We start from the raw sequence: 20,231 nt of genomic DNA, 5'->3' as shown, positions 1-20,231 counted from the left end.
AATGCGCCTGGATGAGATGGGCTGCGCGGCTCGTATTGCGACTGCCTGTTAATCCGTGATCGAACCGTTTTCTTGCGCCAGGCGCACGTATTCCGAGAGCGGGCGCACCGCCTGGAAATAGCGGTCGCGCATCACGGGCTGCTTGCGTGGGCCGACGATGGAGGCCAAGGCGGAAAGCTGCACAGTGCCCAGCGCCGGCATGCCTATCCCCAGGTCGATCAGCCCATACGCCGTGTCGCCATCAGCCGGATCGAGTGCGGTCAGCAGCCAGGTCGCATGCGCGTCCGGCGTGAAAAGCCGCACGACCGGCGGCGGGTCGATACGCTGGCCCGCAGCGCGGGCCTGCCCGTGAGCGAGCAGTTGTGCGCGTTCGTCGTCGGTGATGAGTGAAAGGTTCACGTGTGCTCTGCCAAAACGTAAAACCGCTGATCTGCCTTTGTGCATTTGTGCGAAGACCCGAAAGCGGTTTGTCTCGAATCCGTAAAAGCGGGCAATCGTAATGCCGATTGTGCGCAAGCCCTGAAAAGCACGCTTGCGCATCTGCGCTTTAAAAGGAATCCACCTTGACGGGTTTGCGTCATTACACAAGAAAAAGCTGAAATCTGGATGAATGAGTTAAAGATAACGTGGTTTTAATTGTGCCGCCAAACGACGCTTGTGTCTATGCAAAAGCGTCCCATCCAGCGCGGCCGGCCACCCGGCGCCACTACCTATGATGCCGAACTGGCGCACGCCTTCGGTACAGCGGTGCGTGCGCTGCGCACGGAACGCGGCATCGCCCAGGAAATGCTGGCGAACCTCGCCAATGTTGAACGCTCCCATCTGGGCAAGATCGAGCGCGGCGAACACACGCCCACCCTGGCGATTATCTTCAAGATCGCCGGCGCGCTGGAATGCAGCACGGCCGTGCTCATGACCCGGACAGAAGCCCAGCTTGCCCAAGGCAAGGTCTCAGAATAAAGGTCTGGGGCGGCTGTGCCGCCATGGGCTGTTAGGTGAACAGGCGCCCCGCCGAAAGGCGGGGCGCGGTGGTTTAAGCCGCCTGCGGCTTGCTGCGCGACCACAGCAGATCATGCGTGCCGTCCTCGCCTTCGATCAGGCGGGCATAGACCGTGGCCGGGAACGTGGGGTCGTCCAGGGTGACGGACAGGTATTCCCGCCCGGCCTCGCTGGTTTTCTTCCACGCCGCGCCGATGTCATGACTCGCCGCCTGCAAGCGGAAGTCGGGGGCTTTGTCGTTTTCGCCCTTGTCGTTGGCAACCAGCTTGACCTTGACATTGAGCGTCAGGGTGCGCAGGGTGCCGGTGTAGCCATCTTTGTCTGCGGTGAAGGTGCCGATGTTAGCCATGATGATTCTCCTTTCAGGAATTCAAGGTCGCGCCAGTGCGTCCTTGTTGTGATCCGGTCGGCGGGGGTGGGCGGGCCGCACCGCGCCAGCGGCCGTAACAACGTGAAGGGCCGGGAAGCACAAAGAATTTGTCCCGCGAGGAAGCCGCCCGCGGCGGCGGGGAAATTGTTTGTGCTGGACGGTTGCGACCAATAAGCCCGAAGGCTTGCCGTCCCCCGCCAGGATTCACGACAAGACAAGGACGTACAGGCCGACCGTCCTGCAAAGAGAGGTGGCGAACTCGGTTTCTCCGCATACAGGCTTGACCGGCAAGCGCCCTGATGCGGGCAAGAACCAGGCTCCCAATATGGGGTGAAAACGCACCCGCCGCAAGTGGCGGCGCTGTCGTCGAAAACGCGGTGTGGAAGCTCCATAAGCCAGACCGGGCAGCGTGTCGGTGAACCGCCCCTCCTGATGTCCAGACAAACAACCGCCAGCATCGAGGACGGCACGCTTGCGTGCAACCTGCGCCAGCAAGCCCAGGCGTAGCGTGACCCGCGCCGCCGTTTGGCGGGGCGCCATATAAAAACCGAAAGCACTTGAGGCTGCCTATCTGACAACAGCACAGGGTATAACGCGCCCTGTGCTGTTGTCGGAGCTTTACAGTTGCCCCCGCTCTGCCAGTGAGGTTGTGCTTGCCGCCGTCACGAGGACATGATCGAGAAGCCGTACGTCTACCATCGCCAGCGCGTTTTTCAGATGTTTGGTCAGGTTCAGATCCGCCATGCTTGGCTCGGTTGAACCCGACGGATGGTTATGCGCCATGATGAGCGCGGCTGCGTTCAGACGCAGCGCCGTCTTAACGATCTCGCGGGGATAGACGCTGGCCTGACTCAACGTGCCCGACCCCTGCTCGATATAGCGAATCGGCTTGAAACGTGAGTCTAGATACAGGAAGGCGGCGCATTCGTGTCCCAGCCCGGCCAGCTTGGCCTGAAAAAACTGCTTCACCTTGGTCGGCTGATCGACCGGCGACGATTGGGAAACCAGGCTTTCCGCAGCCGTGCGGCCCGCCGCCAGAATCTGCTCGTCGCTGGCCAGCTTGTAGCGGCCGCTGGGACTGCGTACATACAGAGCGTATGTCTCGTCCATGTTGTCATAGCTCAGTGCGGCGATGGTGTTGTTCATGATGCTCTCCAGTGTTCAGGGCGGGATTGCCCGGAACCCGAAGGCATGGCGCAGCGCAGGTTTCAAGGGTCAAAGACGGCCAGCGGCCGCAAGCGGCGCCCACGGCGACGCGCCGCCCTTGAAAATAAGAACGACATGACACAATGACCGGGAGTAAAACAGCCCCCACCGTGTCACTGGGTTTTGCGTTGGAATCCTCTGCGTGCAACGCAGCCAGACTTTAATCGTTGCGGGTCGCGCAACGTGCACGCGCAGTGCGCAGCGCCCCCCGACGCGAAGGCGTGAGGGATGGAAGCCGAATGGCCGTGACGGCAAAGCCGGCATGTGGCGCTGCCCGACAGCCCGGCGGCGCGTGCGCCGACACGCACGGATTTATCCACAGATTCTGTGAGCAAGCCTGTGCATAAGAGATGAAGACTTTATGACAGCCCTTGTCATTCCGTGCCTTGCGCCTGGATGGGCTGCTATTTGTCCAGCGCAGCGATGGCCGCCCGCCCCCAGGCGCGCTTGTGTCATAGGCTCCGGTCGCCGCTGGCCCGGTGGGCGGCGAACGGCTGATTTGGCTTTTCGCTTTGGCTGTTATCACCGGGCGCGGCGATGCCGCGTCCGGATTTTGCCCACCGTCCACAATGACGGGGAGACATTGTGGACGGTGCGAAATAAACCCATGAACCGCCAGCGCCCCGGCTGAAACCGGGGCGCTGGTTGCTCGTCAGGGTTATGCGGCGACGGCATTCACCGCATCATTCAGCGTATCGGCATCCTCGACGGTTTCACCATCTTCGTCTGCCGCCATGTCCTGCGAGGCTGCCACCCGGAAGATGGCGGGCATCCATCCCATACCGGCCACCAGCCGTTCGGCTTCGCTGGCAATATCGGCCTTTTTCAGCTTCGCCAGCCGCGACACCTGATCAGGCGCGAACTCGCCCACGGCATCCAGAATCACGGCCTTGGAAATGTGCTTGAAGTAGCCTTCGGCGGTCGGCTGCCACCATGCCGCCATGTCCAGCCCCACGGCCTGCGCGAGCTCCGCACCCGGTTGCTGTGCGGTAGCGCGGGGGGTGATGATGTCCACCGTTGCCGCCGCGCATACTGCCAGCAGCCGCACCAGTGCATCTTGCGGCGTTGCCAGCAAGACGGTGAACAGGTCGGCGCTGTCCTGCGGCAAGCCTTCGCTCAAGACCTTTTGCAATTCTGCCAGCGCCACGGCGGCGGGAGATTCCGGCCAGTCCGGGGCCATGCTTTCCAGCCGGTCTTGCACGGTCAAGCGTATTTCCAGTGGCAAGCCGTCGCGATGATAGCGATCACGCTGCAAAACCGTCTGCACCATGCCATGCACCACAGCGGCCAGGGCAGCTTGTGGATTCCGGGCCAGTTCGATTTGCAGCGCAGCGGTGCGGTGGGCGCTCAAGCGCTGCGCCAGCCGGTCGGTCATGGAAGCGGCCTTGGGCTGTTCGTCATCCTCGCCTTCGCCGTTAACGTCATCCTCACCGCCGAAGCCTTGGCGCAGCCGCTCCAAAGTGCGCAGCGCCTTCGCTTCGGCTTCACGCATCAGACCGCGATACACCACAATTTCCCCTTGCCGATCAAGGGTAACAATGGCCCCTGCGGCGGCTTTCACGTTCGGGGCGTAATCCAGCAAGCGATCTTCCAGCGCCTGCAATTGTTCGCCCAAGCTGTCGCCCTGCTCCTGCAAGGCATCGGCTTTTTCCTCGTCATCATCGCTCAATGCCGCATCAATCGCTGCACCAGTGGCCTGCATCTTGGTTTCCAACCGCTCCATGCGCTCGGCCTCCCGCTTGGTGGGATTGCGCCGCTCACGTGGGGCTCGCTGGAAGGCTTGCAGGTCGGCATAGGTGGCAAAGGGCGTGGCATCCACCCAAGCCCACCCCTCCGCCTTCACTGTGGCCGCGTGGTCGTCCAGCTTTTGGCGCACCAGCGTTTCCAACAGTGCCGCGTCGGTGACATACACGCCACTATCGTCCTGCGCGAACAAATCACGACGAATGCCGCCGCCTGCGGCTTCGTAGGCGTCCAGTCCGACGAAGCGCACCAGCGCATGGCCTGCGTCAATTTCTCGCTCGGTCAACCGATCACGCAAGGCATGGGGGCTGCGCTGCCATTCGGGCGCGTCATAAAACGCGGCGTCTTGTGCCGCATGATCGTCTGTGATGGCAAGGGCCATCAACTGATCAAGGTTCACGGCATCGGCGCGGTAATCGGCCAGCAGGCGCGGCGAGACGTTCGCCAGTTTCAAGCGGCGCTGCACCACCAGCGGGGTGACGCTGAAATCCGCCGCAATGTCTTCAATGGGTCGGCCTTCCTTGACCAGTGCCGCAAACGCTTCAAACTGGTCTGCCGGGTGCATGGCCTCACGCTGCACGTTTTCGGTCAGGCTCACGGTGCGGGCGCTGGCGTCCGGCACCAGCAGGCATGGAACCTCCCAATCCTTGGCGATGCGGCGCTTTTTCGCCAGCAGCTTGAGCGCCGCCAGCCTGCGGCCACCGGCCACGACCTCGTAATGCTCGCCATTGACGGCGGCGATGACGGTGAGGTTTTGCAGCAGCCCCACGCGGGCGATGCTTTCCGCCAGCGCATCAATCGACTGGCCTGCGGTCTTGGACTTGCGCACGTTGCGCTTTGAAACGCGAAGCTGCGACAGCGGTACGAGAATCAGGTTTTGCGCCGGGGCGGCGGCTTCGGGCGTAGCGGTGTCGATAGCTTGGGCTTCGGTGTGGTTGATCGCGTTCATGGTGAACACTCCTTGAGGTTTTGCATTGCAGCCATGAAAAGCGCGGCAAGGGTGGCTGCCTGCCCCTGCCGCGTAGGGGAATCAGGCTTTCAACTGGCGCATACCCTCGGCCAACAGCCACAGGGAACGGTTCAGGCGAATGTCGGAATCAATGCCCTGCACCGCTCGGGTGCTTTGGCGGCGACCGTTGGCGCTGCGGCCACGCAAACCGCCTTTGGTGAGGTTTTCTTGCAGGCGGTTGAAGGTCATCCACAGATCGGGGCGGCGGTCGTCATACCGGCGCGGCATCAGAATCTGGCTTTCGGTGATAGGTGCAGGTTTGTCGGGGTCGTCGTACTTCAGGGCCAGTGCTGCGCGTGCGAGAACCTCGGCTTCTCCCGCGTCCAGCGTGATCGCCTGCATGGCTTCGCGGGATTCCTGTACCCGCTCGAAACCGTCTAGCACTTCATAAGCACCTTCGATGACCTGCCCGGTAATGTCGCCTTTATGCGGGATGCGAACATCGGCGACGGTGTCGCCGCACACCAGCCCATTGGCGCAAACAAATCTGAACGCGCCCGCCAGCATCTGATAGCTGCTCGTGCCATCGTGCGAGTTCAAAAGAATGATTTCATTGGCAATGCTGTCATTCACCTGATTGGCATGGCGCAGGCGAATCATGTGTTTGGTGTGTTCGCGCCGGTCTTCGTTACGTACCCGGGTCTGCGTCACCATGAAGGGTTCAAAACCTTCTTTCCGTAGCTCCGTCAGCACTGCCGCCGTGGGGATGTAGCTGTAGCGTTCTGAACGGCTTTCGTGTGGAGCATCGGCATAGATGGACGGCACCACCGCCCTGATCTGATCGTCCGATAGTGGGCGGTCGCTGCGAAGCACGGGGGAATGGGGAGCGAAGCGGGATGCAAGCATGGGATTTCTCCTGACAAAGAAAGGGTTTGCTGTTCACCGCACACCGGATTCCAAGATTCGGAAGCCCAACGCTTTTGAGCTGTTGTTGTGCGGTCGGCACGAAGAACCCGGTTGGCCTCGTTGCCACCGTCTTTCCTGAGTTCGTCGCCCGCGACGGTCAGGAGCCCACGAACGGGGGCCGTCAAGGAAAGAAGCGTCAGGAGGGTGCGGCCCGCAGGCGCAGCCGAGGACACGGCCTGGCGCGCCTTGACGGCACGCGGCCACGGGCTACAGTCGCGGACAAGGTGATGAAGTCAGGAAAGATGGTTGAGCAGGCAACGGCCAGGTCTTTGGTGTCGCCCGCAGGCAAGCGAAGCGCGCAGGCCCGAAGCGGGGAAGCCGGGCCGTAGGCGTCAGGGATGTGGAAGGCTGGCGATAGGCAGTCCCGTCAGGGATGAGCGGGAGCGAACCTGGAGCAGCGTGGTGCGCGAAGCGCAGACGCTATGGTTTGATTAGGTGATGAACTTCAACAGCGACAACACCGCCCTGTTCATTTTTGATACATTCTTGAGGGGCGCCACTGCCTTTCGTGGCAAGAGACGACAAGAAGTGGCAATGCTGGTCGGGCACATATTGCCATCCAGTCATTCGTTCGGCTGTAGCCTACACCATGTTCCCCAGATAGCTGCCGTAAAAACCACCTTTCTCACACCAAAGGAATATCTAGAATGGATTTCATTACTACCGGAGTCATCGCAAGCACGATTTACGACGTATTGAAACGCGGCGCTCAATTAAGCGGCGATATTCTAAAGAGTCGTTTAGGTAGCTGGATTAAAGACGAGGTGGTTGCTGATGCTTTGGCCACCGAACTTGCGAAACTCAATATCAACGACGAGTTAAGTGAGCTAGCCATTAATCGCCGCCTAGAAAATTCCTCGCAATTACTCACCCTACTTCAAGAAATCAACGCAAAGGCTGCCATAGCTACGCCATCCACAATCAATACCGTCACTCAAACTCACAACGGCAGTGGCGACAATGTAGCAGGCAACAAAATCACCCAGTGATCAATAATCAGGAACCGCATACGTGAGCACAATTGAGCAGAGCCACACCGGTGTTGGTGATAACGTGGCTGGCGATAAGATCATGGTCCAGATCAAATCGCTGGCTCCGGCTGATCTGATTCCTCCAATGGATTTGGTGCTCGAAAGCCTTCGAAAAAAGGATAATGCTACGGCCAAAACCCAGATGGTCATGCTCAAAGCCATGGCCCAGCGAGACCCTGAAGCTGCCGCCTTGGTAGAGGTCATTTCAATCTATAGCGGACTGGTTGAAGCTCAAGATCACGATGACGCCTGGAAAACCGTTGCGAAGATCATCTCGACCGCAAGCAATCATGTGGTTAAGGACATGTGCTTAGCGGCGCTCCTGAAGTTGTCAAGTGGTACTGATCGCGAACAGGCGGCGAGAGACCTTTTTGAAGGAAAATCGCCTCCCGGACCGTACTCCCAAGAGACGTATCTACGTTTGTACGCAGACAAGGAGTACCTGGAGGCAGCGGGAAAAGGAAACCCCACAGAGGCAGAACTGACTGGGATCGTTGAGGGTGCCGCCCGACTGCAACTAACAGATCTGATGCTGCGAATGGCCAAGCACTTGGATACGTGGTTTCCCTCCTACAACTCCAAGGTGCTTCTTACCATCGCAACAGGCATGAAGTTCAACCCTGATCTTGCTAAATGTCACTTTTGGTTGAACCGGCCCGCAGTGAAGGAAGGGCTGGACGATCTGGCTGACCACACTGCTCAGCTATTCGAGCAATCGGAAGGCACCGATATACGCGTCCAGGAACTGGCCTGCTCCATTTTCAACGCTTATCAGGGCTACGCACCACTCAGCTTATTCAAAACGCTGAAAAAGCACCTTCCGAATCTTGATCCCACTCGATCTGCTTCTATTGCGATGTGCAAGGCTGCTTTAGGTGACGAGACCGCGCTGAACGAATCACAGAGGGAGCTGAAAGCGGCAACTGAAAATCCTCAAAAGCGCACTGCCTGGTGCAACCAGTTCCTTGCAGCGAATAGTCACCCAATCAGCGACATAATGCCCTTCCTTCGACTGGCAACACCACCCGAGCTCGAAGAATGGGTGGGTCGTGAGCATATACTAAATGACGCCTCTGAAATGGAGGAAGCTTACGTTCGACTGTTAGTCCACGCCCTTAAGCACGATGAAGATAACCATAGTGCACGGCAGAGACAGGAATTGGCCCAGCACGCGGATCGTTTCATTTCGCGATGGGGGAACGACATAACGACCTTGATGCCGGAAGTGGTATTTGAATTGGCAGAAAAGCTATCCGCCAGCAAACTACCTAATAAGGCAATCGAGTTCACCTCCCGTCTCATACCCGATGACACGTTATGGCCGTCTCAGTTCGTCGTAGCCTATCTGAGATGCTTACTTGAAGCGGAGCAGTACGAAACATTCGAGAAGGTGATCGACAAAATCAAAGATGCAGAAAAGTCTGTAATGATCTTAAACCTCAGTGCGATGAAAGCCGAGCGAATGGGGGATATCACATCTGCACTGAAATTTAGTGATCTCATGGTCGAGTATGCACCTGATATGGCATATGCATGGTATCAGGGCTGCCACCTTCGAGCGCGCCATCAGAGTTTAGCCGAGCAACAGCTTTTTCATCAGAGGATACCTGATGCTGTGCTGCAATCTCCGATTCCCGAGGTCATGGCCATTCTTGGGTTTCTTACCCGAGCCGGGAACTTCAAACGCGTAGAGCCGCTGTGGGTGGATTGGTTCATCCAATCCCCCAGAGACCGAGCCGTCGACTTGGTAAATTTCCACTTTGGCACAGGCCTCATGACCGACTTAGACTTAGATGTCTCGGCTACATTAGAGCAGTGCGCAGTTGCCATTGAGTATGAGCAGGAAGGAAATATTCAGACTCGGCTGATCGTTGAGGACGACCAAAACTCCGGTGAATACACATTGAGGTCCTCCAGCCACTTGGGGAGGCTGCTGCAAGATCTGCCGAAAGGCGAAAGCGCCAATTTGGGAATGGCTACTTACAGGGTGATAGACCGCCTGCCCCCTTACGTGGGGTGTTTACGTCTTGCATTAAGACTGCGACATATCCACAACGATGGCAGCGATTGCTTCGTCATGATGCAGATGCCATCTGACCCTGCTGAGTTAGTACCCTATTTAGAGAAAAAACTCGGCCAAAATTCAGATGCTGAGCGTCGCAAGCAACTGGAAGAGGTTGATGCCTTACCGTTATATATTCGTGGTCATGCGCTCTATCCAAACGATGCTTTTAAAAGCGCTTTGAATTGCTGGCCTGACGTCCGGATTCCCAAATCACCCCTATGGAATCAAGGTGAGGCTAGCCCTAATGCCATTGTGCTTGACGCTTACGGCATTGGCTACTTAGCAACTACAAACCTAGTCCGCGCAGTACTAGATGCTGGCATTTCATTTATTTTACCCGCAGCCACCAAAGAGAAGCTGACACAGTTCATCAATGAGATCTCCGATGAAAAGTTCATGCTCTTAGGTGTGACGGATAGTGGAAGACTTGTTCGAACCACGGCATCGGATATTCGCGAAAATAGCGCACACATAGTAGAGACGCTGCAATTAGTGCTGGACAATTCATCTGTAGCCTATCCGATGGCTCATGATGCAAATCTTGAGGTTTTTTCAATCAAGGAAGGGATAGACGCTACCGTCTACGATGCCATTCAGCTTTCCATGGCCAATAACATTCCTTGGTTTTGTATGGATGGGGCTTTTTCTGCTTTACACCACGCCAACAAGAGTCCTACGGCAAATGTAGCCGCTATAGTTCTTCGGGCTGTGTCAAAAGAAGAGTTCGACTTTGAGAGTCTGCGACACGGCTTTTTACTTTACTCTGTTGGCGCCCTTCCACTGGCATTCACTGCCCAAAATCTCCATTCGCTAGCACAAACACCAAATCCGTTGGCTAGTTTCATTCTGTTCCAACTGATAAAAAATCACGGTCGCCAAATTTTTTCAGATGAAGGGGAATCCGAGCTGTTGCTCCATTTGATTTTTGTTCATCTGTCCAGTCGCTATACCTTTGGCGGAGATCTCAGAACTCTATGGCCACGCTACACACCTTGGCAGATTTTCACCGATCATGTATTTAATCACGGACTCAGCCTATATCTCTCATTTGGCAAGGGCTACACGGAACTTCGACTAGCAAAGGTTATGAAGTACATGCTCTTCAGAACAGGGACGCACCACGCCCTTTGGGAGCATATTTGTCGAAAATTTTTAAGCTTTGCTGAAGGGCATTTCATGTCTTTAAAAATTATCGCTGAATATTTTCAATCATTTGAATCCGAACCATGAAAAAATCTGCACACACTGTTTGTTTTTAGCAAACGTAACGCGCAGACCCGACTCAACCAGACGGACCGAAGGTGTCATGCCGGATAACCATGACTTGAAGCACGGGCGGGCGCATCCCCGCGAACGCGACTGCTCCTGGCTCCAGGCCTATCGGTGAGACGACATACCCCGAGGCCACCCCACACACCCGCCTACGCTCAACTACGCCCACACAAGTTTCCCCAATAACAAACCCCGGCAACAATTTCCCCATGCTGGTTCGGTTGCATTGTGGCACCGACAACACAGGGAGAACGCCGTGAGCAATCCAAGCCGATGGGTACTCGTCAAGCGGTTTGCCGAAGTCACTGGCTACAGCGAGAACGCGGTGCGCCACAAGGTTAAAGGCGGAATTTGGCTGGAAGGTCGCATCTGGCGCAAAGCGCCGGATGGCCGTATCTTTTTGAACCTTGCAGAGTTCGAACGATGGGTGGAAAGCACAGCGCACGCCAGATCCTTCTGAGTGACGTTTAGAAGGCATAAGCATCCGTCACCTGTTGGGAATGGCAATTCTTGCAATACGACCAATGGTCGTATATAATTCGGGGATTAGCTGCAAACGCGCAGGTTTCCACCATTCTTGTCTATGTCTGAATCGACGAAGCAGCAAAGCCCGCCGGTCGCCACCATTCGTGATGCCCGCATCGTAGCTGGCCTTACTCAAACGGAAGCCGCGCAAATTGTGCGGGTATCGCTGCGCGCATGGCAGCGTTGGGAGGCGGGCGACCGTTCCATGCCTCCCGGTCTTTTCGAGCTTTTCATGCTCAAGACCGGCCAATGGCCCTTGAACGAGCAAACGAAGGCGGAGTAAGCATAAGCAGCAGGAGCATCGTGATGGCAGTCGAAGCAGTAGCGAAGACCGGCTTCCCCGGCATCTGGATACACGGCAAATCGATCCGCGTGGACTTCATGCACCAGGGCGTGCGCCATCGGCATACGCTTGGACTTGACCCCACCAAAGCAAACCTCAAGCACGCCGCGCGTCTGCGCAGTGCGGCTCTGTATGCGTTGCGCACCGGCACCTACAACGAAGCAGAAATGTTTCCGCACACGCGCCCAGCGGAAAGCACTGCCCAAACCAGCAAGCGCCTGGTCGACCTGTGCGACCGCTACAAGCCGCTCAAGGCGGTCGACATCACACCGGAAACACAGTCACGCTACGAGAACGCGCTAAACGTCTGCCTGGAGACGATCGGCCGCGACCGCCAAGTCGACGCGCTCAAGCCCGCCGACATCCAGCAGTTGCGAGTCGATCTGATCGCCACCCGCGCGGTCTCTACCGTCAACCACTACCTCGCAACCTTCTCCGGCTTCCTGTACTGGTGCGAAGACAACGGATACTGCAAGGATCTGGCCAAGCATTGCACCCGCTTCACCAAAAGCCACAAAGACCCCGACCCGTTGAGCTTCGAGGAGTATCAGTTGCTCATTGATAAAGGCTGCATACACCCGATTGACCGGGCGGCAGTCACGTTGGCGGTCTATACCGGACTACGCCCCGGCGAACTGCTGGCATTGGCTTTGGAGGACGTGGCCACCGACCTGAGCAAGATTACGGTACGCCGGTCAGTGACCCAATCCATGACGTTCAAGGTTCCCAAGACAAACAAGGAACGCACCGTCTTGCTGTTCCCGCCCGCCCGTGAGGCACTGCGGGTGCTTATCGAGGACGCCAAACATCGCAAGCCCGCTGATCTGCAAGTCTGGCTAAACCGCCATGAATCGCGTACCGACCGCGTGCGCGTTCTCCTGTCGCCCAAAACTCAAGCACGCAGGAAGGAAGTCAACGAATTCTTTGTGCCCAGCGCCTGGAATACCAAATGGAGCAACCTGGTCCGACGGGCGGAGATTCGCCCACGCCCACCCTATCAGACGCGGCACACCTACGCATGCTGGAATCTGACGGCTCGCGGAAACTTGGCCTTTATCGCCAATCAGATGGGCCACAATGATTACTCCATGCTCGTGCAAGTGTACGCGCGCTGGATAGATTCAGAGTCTCCCAGCGAGCTGGAACGTATCTGGGAGAGCATGCAAAACATGCGTCAAATTGTCCCAAATTTGTCCCAAGAAAACCGCGAAGAAACAGTAACTATTTGATTTGTATGAATAAAACCGAGCCATCTTCGCACACTCCAATGATGCGCCAGTATCTCGCGCTGAAGGCCGAGGCCGGCGCGCATCTGCTGTTCTACCGCATGGGCGACTTCTACGAGATGTTCTACGAAGACGCCGAGCGGGCGGCGCGCCTGCTCAATCTCACGCTGACCAAGCGGGGCGTGTCCAACGGGGCGCCCATTCCCATGGCCGGCGTGCCCTTCCATGCCATGGAAGGGTATCTGGCGCGGCTGGTGGCGCTGGGGGAGTCGGTCGCGATCTGCGAGCAGATCGGCGATCCGGCCGCAAGCAAGGGGCCGGTCGAGCGCAAGATCGTGCGCATCGTCACGCCCGGCACGCTCACCGACGACGCGCTGCTTCCGGCCAAGGCCGACAGGCAGATCGCCGCGCTCTGGACGGCCCGCATCAATCGCGCCGAGCGCAGCGGCATCGCATGGATGAACCTGGCCAATGGCGATTTCTGCGTCACGGAATGCTCGCCGGAAATGCTCGATTCCGAGCTTCACCGGATCTCACCGGCAGAGCTGCTGTGCGCCGAAAGCAAGCGCATGCGCCTGGACGGTCCGGTGGCGGTCAGCACGATGCCCGACTGGCACTTCGAGGCGGACAATGCCCGGCGGGTGCTGCAGGCTCATTTCGCGGTCGACTCGCTATCCAGCTTCGATCTGGACGATGCGCCGGCCGCCGTATGCGCGGCCGGCGCCCTGCTGCACTATGTCAACCAGACACAGGCGCAGACGCTGAGTCACATCCAATCCATTCGCGTCGAGCGGCCGGGCGCCTACGTGGTGCTGGACCCTGTGACGCGCAGAAACCTGGAACTGAGCCAGCCGCTGGGCAGCGACGACGGCCCGTCGCTGTTCTCGACCCTGGACCACTGCCGCACGCCCATGGGCAGCCGGTTGCTGCGCCGGTGGCTGCACCACCCCTTGCGCGACAATCGACCGGCCCAGGCGCGCCTGAACGTGATCAAGGCCTTTCTGGCCGGGCCGGGCGACGACGGACTGGATGCGACGGCCGGCCTGGATACGCTGCGCGACACGCTGGACCGCTACCCCGACATCGAGCGCATCGCCACACGCATCGCCTTGCGATCGGTACGGCCGCGCGAACTGGCCAGCTTGCGCGACGCCCTGGCGCTGCTGCCTTCCGTGCGCGAGCACATCGGCAGCGCCTTCGAAGCCACGCCCGAACTGGACGAATTGCTGCGGCGCCTGAACCTGCCGGGCGAACTGGCCAGGCTGCTGCAGGACGCCATCGACGCCGAGCCGGCGCTGATGGTACGGGACGGCGGCGTCATCGCCCCGGGATATGACGCCGAACTGGACGAATTGCGGCGCCTGGCCAGCGACAGCGGCGAATTTCTCGTCGAGCTCGAGGCGCGTGAACGGGAACGCACCGGCATCGCCAATCTGCGCGTGGAATACAACCGCGTGCATGGCTTCTTCATCGAGGTCACGCGGGGCCAGGCGGACAAGGTGCCGGCCGACTACCGGCGCCGACAGACCCTGAAGAACGCCGAGCGCTACATCACGCCCGAACTCAAGACCTGGGAAGACAAAGTCCTGTCGGCCAAAGATCGCAGCCTGTCACGCGAAAAATGGCTGTTCGAACAGGTGCTGGACAGCTTGGCGCCGTATGCGGCCCAGTTGTCTTCCTGCGCCTCGGCCCTGGCCGAGATCGATGTGCTGGCCGCGCTGGCCGATCACGCCCGCGCGAACGACTGGGTGGCGCCGCAGCTCACGGACGTCCCCGAGGTGGTCATCGAGGCGGGCCGCCATCCGGTGGTCGAGCGCAGCATCGAACGCTTTACGCCCAACGATTGCGAATTGGACGCCGCGCGGCGCATGCTGCTCATTACCGGCCCGAACATGGGGGGCAAGTCCACCTACATGCGCCAGATCGCGCTGATTGCGCTGCTGGCGCGCGTGGGCAGCTTCGTTCCCGCGCACAGCGCCCGCGTGGGGCAGATCGACCGCATCTTCACCCGCATCGGCGCGGCCGACGACCTGGCGGGCGGGCGCTCCACTTTCATGATGGAGATGACCGAGGCAGCCGCCATCCTCGCCGCCAGCACGACGCACAGCCTGGTGCTGATGGACGAAATAGGCCGCGGCACCTCGACCTACGACGGCTTGGCCCTGGCCTGGTCCATCGCCCATCGGCTGCTGACCCACAATCAGGCGCTGACGCTGTTCGCCACGCATTATTTCGAAATGACGCGCCTGCCCGCCGAGGCCCCCGGCGCCGCCAACGTGCACCTGGCGGCGGCGGATTCAGCCTCGGGCATCGTCTTTCTGCACGAGGTCCGGCCCGGACCGGCCAGCCGCAGCTACGGCATACAGGTGGCGCAGCGAGCGGGCATTCCGCCGCCCGTCATCCGCCACGCAAGCCGCGAGCTCTCCCGTCTGGAGGCGCTGGGCGCGCCCACGCCGCAACTCGATCTCTTCGCCGAAGCCGCGGCGGGCGCCTCGCCCTCGGCCGAGGCTGGGGACGACATGACCGCCGGCGAGACAGTCCACAGCGAGCGCTTCGAAGCGCTGATCAACGCATTGACCGAACTCGATCCCGACCACATGAGCCCGCGCGAAGCACTCGATGCGCTGTACCAGCTGCGCACCCAACACTTATGAAGCCCGAGACCCCGCTCGAGCTGCTTGGCGGCCTCAGCCCCGCGGCTTTCATGAAGAAACACTGGCAGCGCAAACCCCTGCTGGTGCGCCAGGCCGTTCCGGGTTTTCGGCCTCCCCTTTCGATTGCCGATGTCCGCGAGCTGGTGCGCCGCGATGAAGTGGAGTCGCGCCTGATCTGGCAGGACGGCGGCGAGTGGAAGATGAAGCCGGGACCCTTTGCGCGCCTGCCCGCCATGCGCCGCGGCGGCTGGACGGTGCTCGCCCAGAATACCGATGCGCACGACGACGGCATGGCCGAGCTGCTGCACCGCTTTCGCTTCATTCCCGATGCGCGCCTGGACGACGCCATGGTCAGCGTCGCGTCGGACGGCGGCGGAGTGGGACCTCATTTCGACAGCTACGATGTCTTTTTGCTGCAGGCGCACGGCCGAAGGCGCTGGCGCATCAGCGCGCAGCGCGACCTCGCCCTGGAAGAAGGCCTGCCGCTCAAGATACTCAAGCATTTCCGGCCCGAACAAGAGTATGTACTCGAACCGGGCGACATGCTGTATCTGCCGCCCCACGTCGCCCACGACGGCATTGCCGAAGGCGAGTGCATGACCGTCTCCATCGGCTTCCGGGCCCCGACTCTTGCCACGCTGGCGCGAGGCGTGCTCGAGACGGCGGGCGACCAGCTGATGGCCCGCATCGGCGAAGATGCCGGTCTTTACGGCGACCGGCCGGCTCCGGGGCCGAAGCTGGACAAGCGCTATGGCGACCGCGGGCTGAAGGCTGCTTCCCATCCCGCCCGCCTGCCCGACGAACTCGTGCGAGCCGCGCTCGAAGCAGCGCAACAAGTAAGGTTCGACGAGGCGCTGGCCTCCCGCTTTCTGGGCCAATGGCTGACGGAGCCTTCGCCCGCCGCCTGGTTCGAACCCGCTTCCGGGGAGTTGGACCTGGTCCAGGATTGGCCGCTCGAGGGAGCGCTCGTGCCGGATCGGTGCACGCGCCTGATGTATCGGGGCAGCGATCTTTACATCAACGGAGAACTGGCCGAACTGCCTGCCGGCCCCGCCTTGCGTGCGCTGGCCGATGACAGGCGGCTGGATTGCCGGGGCCGTCACGGCCGGCGGCTCAAGCCCGACGAACTGGATATGCTGGGCGACTGGCTGGCCCAGGGATGGCTGCACTTTCTGCCCGGCGCCTGATCAGCCCTGTTGGCACTAAAGGGCAGCCGCTGCCCCGCTTCGTCCAAATCACCGGGCCTCGCGGCAGATATCGACTAAAAGCGCATAAAGTAATAAGAATGTTGTCGTTCGCATGACGGGCGGGGCTTCATAGAATGAATGCTTATTCGTTCATGAAGCTTGCTATGTTGGCCCTGTCACACCTACCCGAATCCAAGCACGTGCTGCTCAGGCAGCTTGCCGAAGACCTGGACACGCAATCCTTGAGCTGGCTGTCCGGGTATTTTGCGGGGCTTGCCAGCCACGGCCCCGCCGCCGCGCCCGCCCAGAAGCTCGCGGCGCTGGCGGCCACGCCGGCCGCCGCGCCCCGGCCCTTGACCATTCTCTACGGCAGCCAGACCGGCAACGCCAAGCGCGTCGCCGAGGCGCTCTTCGAGCAGGTCCGCGCGACGGGGCTGAACGCGAGGCTCTTGCGCGCCGACCGCTATACGACCCGCGAACTGAAGGACGAACAGCTGCTGTACATCGTCATCAGCACCCAGGGCGACGGCGAACCGCCCGACGACGCCATCGGCTTCGTCGAGTTCCTGGGCAGCCGGCGGGCGCCCAAGCTGCCTTCGCTCAGCTATGCTGTCCTGGGGCTGGGCGATTCCAGTTATCCCTCCTTCTGCGGCATCGCCCGCCAGCTGGACGAGCGGCTTTCCGAACTGGGCGCGACACGCGTACACGAGACCGGCCTGGCCGACCTGGACATCGACACCATCGCCAGGCCCTGGACCCAAAAAGCACTGGCGCAGGCGCAGGCGGTCCTCAAGCAGGCCGATACGCCGCCCAGCGCCAGCATCACGCCGCTGCATCCCAAGGCCGGCCGCTACTCGCGAGAAGCGCCCTTCGCGGCCGAGCTGCTGCTGAACCAGCCCATCACCGCGCCGGAAAGCGACAAGGACGTACGCCACCTCGAGCTTTCGCTCGAGGGCAGCCAACTGACTTATCAGCCCGGCGACGCGCTGGGCGTCTGGCCGGTGCAGTCCGAATCCCTGGTGACCGAAGTGCTGCAGACGCTCGGACTCGACGGCGAAGCGCATGTGTTGCTGGCCGACGTGGAGCGGCCCCTGAAGGAATGGCTGGGCGAACACCGCGAGCTCACGCAACTGACACGGCCCTTCCTGCAGGCCCACGCCGAACTGTCGCAAAGCGAAGAACTGGCCGCCCTGCTACAGCCGGATCGATCCGACGCCTTCCGCGACCTGGTTTCCACCCATCAATTGATCGACGTGCTGCGCAAGCACCCGGCCGCCTGGACAGCGGAAGCATTGGTGAAGGCGCTGCGGCCCCTTGCTCCTCGACTCTACTCCATCGCCTCCAGCCAAAGCTGTGTCGATGAAGAAGTGCATCTCACCGTCGCCAACGTCGGCTACGAGTTCGAAGGCAATGCGCGCAGCGGCGCGGCCTCGGGCTACCTCAGCCGGCTGGCCGAGGGAGAGCGGCTGCGCATCTTCATCGAAGAGAACTCGCGCTTCCGCCTGCCGGTCGACCCATCGCGCGACGTGATCATGATCGGCCCCGGCACAGGCGTGGCGCCCTTCCGCGCCTTTGTCCAGGAACGTGCCGCCCAAGGCGCCAACGGCCGCAACTGGCTGTTCTTCGGCAACCCCCGCTTCGATTCGGACTTCCTCTACCAGACCGAATGGCAGGCGGCACTGCGCGACGGCCAGCTGCACCGCCTGGACCTCGCCTTCTCGCGCGACCAGGAGCAGAAGATCTACGTGCAGGACCGTTTGCTCGGGCACGCGGCCGACGTGTACGCATGGATACAGGGCGGCGCCCATGTCTATGTCTGCGGCGATGCCAACCGCATGGCCAAGGACGTGCACCGGACGCTGCAGCAGATTGCACGCCAGGAAGGCGGGCTCGACCCCGCCCAGGCCAGGCACTGGCTCGACGAACTGGCCGCCCAGGGCCGCTACGCCCGCGACGTGTATTGAGAGAACAGGACCAGCATGACCTCGCCGATTTCCCATCTGGAACAGATCAAGATAGACAGCCGCTACCTGCGCGGCACGATAGAAGAAGGCCTGAACGACCCCGTCACGGGCGCCATCAGCGACGACGACAACAAGCTGCTGAAGTTTCACGGCAGCTACCAGCAGGACGACCGCGACGTGCGCGACGAAAGGCGCAAGCGCAAGCTGGAACCGGCCCATTCGTTCATGATACGGGCGCGGCTGCCCGGCGGCGTGGTGACGCCGCAGCAATGGTTGGCGCTGGACCGCATCGCCACCACCTGGGCGACGCGCGGCCTGCGCATCACCACGCGCCAGACTTTTCAGTGGCATGGCGTCGTCAAGCGCAACCTGAAGGCCACCATGCGGGCGATTCACGACGCGATGGCGACGACGCTGGCTGCCTGCGGCGACGTGAACCGGCAGGTGGTCGGCGCCGTAAACCCCAATCTGTCCAGCCGGCACCGCCTGGTTCACGAATGGGCCCAGAAGCTGTCCGACCATTTCCTGCCCCGCACCGGCGCCTATCACGAAATCTGGCTCGATGGCGAGAAGATCACCGGCGACGTCGAGCAAGAACCGATCTACGGCCCCACCTATCTGCCGCGCAAGTTCAAGATGGGCGTCACCATTCCGCCCTTGAACGACATCGACGTCTTCGCCCAGGACCTGGGCCTGATCGCCGTCATCGAGAGCGGTGAACTGCAGGGCTTCAACGTGGCGATCGGCGGCGGCATGGGAGCAACCCACGGCGACCCGACCACCTACCCGAGATTGGGCAGTGTCATCGGCTTCGTCACGCCCGAGCAACTGATTCCCGCCGCCGAGGGCATCGTCACCATGCAGCGCGACCACGGCAATCGCTCCGAACGCCAGCATGCCCGCCTGAAGTACACCCTCGACCACCTGGGCCTGGAGTGGTTCAAGGCCGAACTCGAGAAGCGCATCGGCTTCGAGCTCGGGCCGGTGCGCGACTATCATTTCGACAACAACGGCGACCACTACGGCTGGCTGCAGGGCGACGACGGCAAATGGCATCTGGGCCTGTATATCGAGGCGGGCCGTCTGTGGGACGAGAACGGCCTGAGCCTGCTGACGGGCATGCGTGAAATCGCCCGCGTCCACACCGGCGAATTCCACCTGACCTGCAATCAGAACCTGGTCATCGCCAATGTCGACAAGAAAGACAAGGCTCGCATCGACAAACTCGTGCGCCGGTACGGCCTGGACGGCTATGCCAGCCAAAGCGGCATCCGCCGCCACAGCATCGCCTGCGTGGCCCTGCCCACCTGTGGCCTGGCCATGGCCGAGAGCGAACGCTATGCGCCCATTCTGCTGCCCAAGCTCGAAGCGCTGCTGGCGCGCCACGGCCTGACGGACGCCCCCATCCTGCTGCGCCTATCGGGCTGCCCCAACGGCTGTTCGCGCCCCTATCTGGGCGAGATCGCGCTGGTGGGCCGCGCCCCGGGACGCTACGACCTGCGCCTGGCGGCCGACTTCACCGGCCAGCGGATCAACACCCTGCATCGCGAGAACATCACCGAACCCGAGATCCTGGCGGTGCTCGACGAGCTGTTTGCGGCCTATGCGGGCAGCGGCCTGGACGGCGAGCATTTCGGCGACTTTCTGGTGCGCACGGGCGTGATGCCCGCGCCCGAACAGCGCCTGATTCCCATCGTGCTCGAGACCGCCTGAAGACCAGGCCCTGGATTC

General features: G+C 60.7%; 15 protein-coding genes. 10 read left to right on the top strand and 5 right to left on the bottom strand.

The window, feature by feature from the left end:
• Positions 1–48: 48 nt before the first annotated feature.
• Positions 49–444 (bottom strand): DUF2958 domain-containing protein, encoded by a 396-nt coding sequence (locus tag CSC67_RS09130; protein ID WP_425337641.1) that lies wholly within the window; start codon positions 442–444, stop codon positions 49–51.
• A 219-nt stretch (positions 445–663) separates the two neighbouring features.
• Between CSC67_RS09130 and CSC67_RS09125 the strand changes: the two genes are divergently transcribed.
• Positions 664–960 carry a helix-turn-helix domain-containing protein gene (locus CSC67_RS09125; protein WP_118994202.1) on the top strand — a complete coding sequence of 99 codons (297 nt, stop codon included), beginning with the start codon at positions 664–666 and terminating at the stop codon, positions 958–960.
• 73 nt (positions 961–1,033) lie between these two features.
• On the opposite strand, the gene CSC67_RS09120 is transcribed toward CSC67_RS09125, so the two are convergent.
• The 4 genes from CSC67_RS09120 to CSC67_RS09105 all read right to left on the bottom strand — a co-directional run bounded on the left by CSC67_RS09120 (position 1,034) and on the right by CSC67_RS09105 (position 6,173).
• On the bottom strand, positions 1,034–1,348 hold the full coding sequence (locus CSC67_RS09120) for a DUF736 domain-containing protein (protein WP_118994201.1): 315 nt from the start codon (positions 1,346–1,348) through the stop codon (positions 1,034–1,036).
• 639 nt (positions 1,349–1,987) lie between these two features.
• On the bottom strand, positions 1,988–2,515 hold the full coding sequence (locus CSC67_RS09115; RefSeq protein ID WP_164878371.1) for a JAB domain-containing protein: 528 nt from the start codon (positions 2,513–2,515) through the stop codon (positions 1,988–1,990).
• A 718-nt stretch (positions 2,516–3,233) separates the two neighbouring features.
• Positions 3,234–5,267 carry a ParB/RepB/Spo0J family partition protein gene (locus tag CSC67_RS09110; protein ID WP_118994199.1) on the bottom strand — a complete coding sequence of 678 codons (2,034 nt, stop codon included), beginning with the start codon at positions 5,265–5,267 and terminating at the stop codon, positions 3,234–3,236.
• An 81-nt stretch (positions 5,268–5,348) separates the two neighbouring features.
• Positions 5,349–6,173, bottom strand: a complete 825-nt coding sequence (locus tag CSC67_RS09105; protein WP_118994198.1) for a DUF932 domain-containing protein — start codon at positions 6,171–6,173, stop codon at positions 5,349–5,351.
• Positions 6,174–6,880: 707 nt separating this feature from the next.
• On the opposite strand from CSC67_RS09105, the gene gapS6a reads away from it, so the two are divergent.
• The 9 genes from gapS6a to cysI all read left to right on the top strand — a co-directional run bounded on the left by gapS6a (position 6,881) and on the right by cysI (position 20,213).
• Positions 6,881–7,222, top strand: a complete 342-nt coding sequence (gene gapS6a / locus CSC67_RS09100) for a GapS6a family protein (RefSeq protein ID WP_118994197.1) — start codon at positions 6,881–6,883, stop codon at positions 7,220–7,222.
• Positions 7,223–7,244: 22 nt separating this feature from the next.
• Positions 7,245–10,559, top strand: a complete 3,315-nt coding sequence (gapS6b, locus tag CSC67_RS09095) for a GapS6b family protein (protein WP_118994196.1) — start codon at positions 7,245–7,247, stop codon at positions 10,557–10,559.
• 298 nt (positions 10,560–10,857) lie between these two features.
• On the top strand, positions 10,858–11,061 hold the full coding sequence (locus CSC67_RS09090; RefSeq protein WP_118994195.1) for an excisionase: 204 nt from the start codon (positions 10,858–10,860) through the stop codon (positions 11,059–11,061).
• Positions 11,062–11,184: 123 nt separating this feature from the next.
• Entirely contained in the window at positions 11,185–11,409 is a 225-nt protein-coding gene (locus tag CSC67_RS09085) for a helix-turn-helix domain-containing protein (RefSeq protein WP_118994194.1), read from the top strand.
• A 23-nt stretch (positions 11,410–11,432) separates the two neighbouring features.
• The gene (locus tag CSC67_RS09080) at positions 11,433–12,698 is read left to right on the top strand and encodes a tyrosine-type recombinase/integrase (RefSeq protein ID WP_118994193.1); all 1,266 of its coding nucleotides are present in this window, start codon (positions 11,433–11,435) and stop codon (positions 12,696–12,698) included.
• 5 nt (positions 12,699–12,703) lie between these two features.
• Entirely contained in the window at positions 12,704–15,349 is a 2,646-nt protein-coding gene (gene mutS / locus CSC67_RS09075; protein WP_167752823.1) for a DNA mismatch repair protein MutS, read from the top strand.
• Positions 15,346–16,536: a JmjC domain-containing protein gene (locus CSC67_RS09070; RefSeq protein WP_118994191.1), complete on the top strand. Its 1,191-nt coding sequence runs from the start codon at positions 15,346–15,348 to the stop codon at positions 16,534–16,536. Before mutS ends, CSC67_RS09070 begins: the two co-directional genes overlap by 4 nt.
• 164 nt (positions 16,537–16,700) lie before the next feature.
• Positions 16,701–18,500, top strand: a complete 1,800-nt coding sequence (locus tag CSC67_RS09065) for an assimilatory sulfite reductase (NADPH) flavoprotein subunit (protein ID WP_118994190.1) — start codon at positions 16,701–16,703, stop codon at positions 18,498–18,500.
• A 15-nt stretch (positions 18,501–18,515) separates the two neighbouring features.
• Complete coding sequence (cysI, locus tag CSC67_RS09060; RefSeq protein WP_118994189.1) at positions 18,516–20,213, top strand: assimilatory sulfite reductase (NADPH) hemoprotein subunit; 1,698 nt, start codon at positions 18,516–18,518, stop codon at positions 20,211–20,213.
• Positions 20,214–20,231: the final 18 nt, after the last annotated feature.

The organism is Pusillimonas caeni (genome assembly GCF_003545815.1).
In the GTDB taxonomy this organism is placed as follows: Bacteria; Pseudomonadota; Gammaproteobacteria; order Burkholderiales; family Burkholderiaceae_B; genus Pusillimonas; species Pusillimonas caeni.
The sequence above is the reverse complement of the archived record's forward strand: the minus strand, read 5'-3'. Positions and strand labels throughout refer to the sequence as shown.

Coding starts and splice junctions, on each gene's coding strand:
- CSC67_RS09130 (WP_425337641.1), bottom strand. CDS start 444: ATGCACAAAGGCAGATCAGCGGTTTTACGTTTTGGCAGAGCACACGTG.
- CSC67_RS09125 (WP_118994202.1), top strand. CDS start 664: ATGCAAAAGCGTCCCATCCAGCGCGGCCGGCCACCCGGCGCCACTACC.
- CSC67_RS09120 (WP_118994201.1), bottom strand. CDS start 1,348: ATGGCTAACATCGGCACCTTCACCGCAGACAAAGATGGCTACACCGGC.
- CSC67_RS09115 (WP_164878371.1), bottom strand. CDS start 2,515: ATGAACAACACCATCGCCGCACTGAGCTATGACAACATGGACGAGACA.
- CSC67_RS09110 (WP_118994199.1), bottom strand. CDS start 5,267: ATGAACGCGATCAACCACACCGAAGCCCAAGCTATCGACACCGCTACG.
- CSC67_RS09105 (WP_118994198.1), bottom strand. CDS start 6,173: ATGCTTGCATCCCGCTTCGCTCCCCATTCCCCCGTGCTTCGCAGCGAC.
- gapS6a (WP_118994197.1), top strand. CDS start 6,881: ATGGATTTCATTACTACCGGAGTCATCGCAAGCACGATTTACGACGTA.
- CSC67_RS09085 (WP_118994194.1), top strand. CDS start 11,185: ATGTCTGAATCGACGAAGCAGCAAAGCCCGCCGGTCGCCACCATTCGT.
- CSC67_RS09080 (WP_118994193.1), top strand. CDS start 11,433: ATGGCAGTCGAAGCAGTAGCGAAGACCGGCTTCCCCGGCATCTGGATA.
- mutS (WP_167752823.1), top strand. CDS start 12,704: ATGAATAAAACCGAGCCATCTTCGCACACTCCAATGATGCGCCAGTAT.
- CSC67_RS09070 (WP_118994191.1), top strand. CDS start 15,346: ATGAAGCCCGAGACCCCGCTCGAGCTGCTTGGCGGCCTCAGCCCCGCG.
- CSC67_RS09065 (WP_118994190.1), top strand. CDS start 16,701: ATGTTGGCCCTGTCACACCTACCCGAATCCAAGCACGTGCTGCTCAGG.
- cysI (WP_118994189.1), top strand. CDS start 18,516: ATGACCTCGCCGATTTCCCATCTGGAACAGATCAAGATAGACAGCCGC.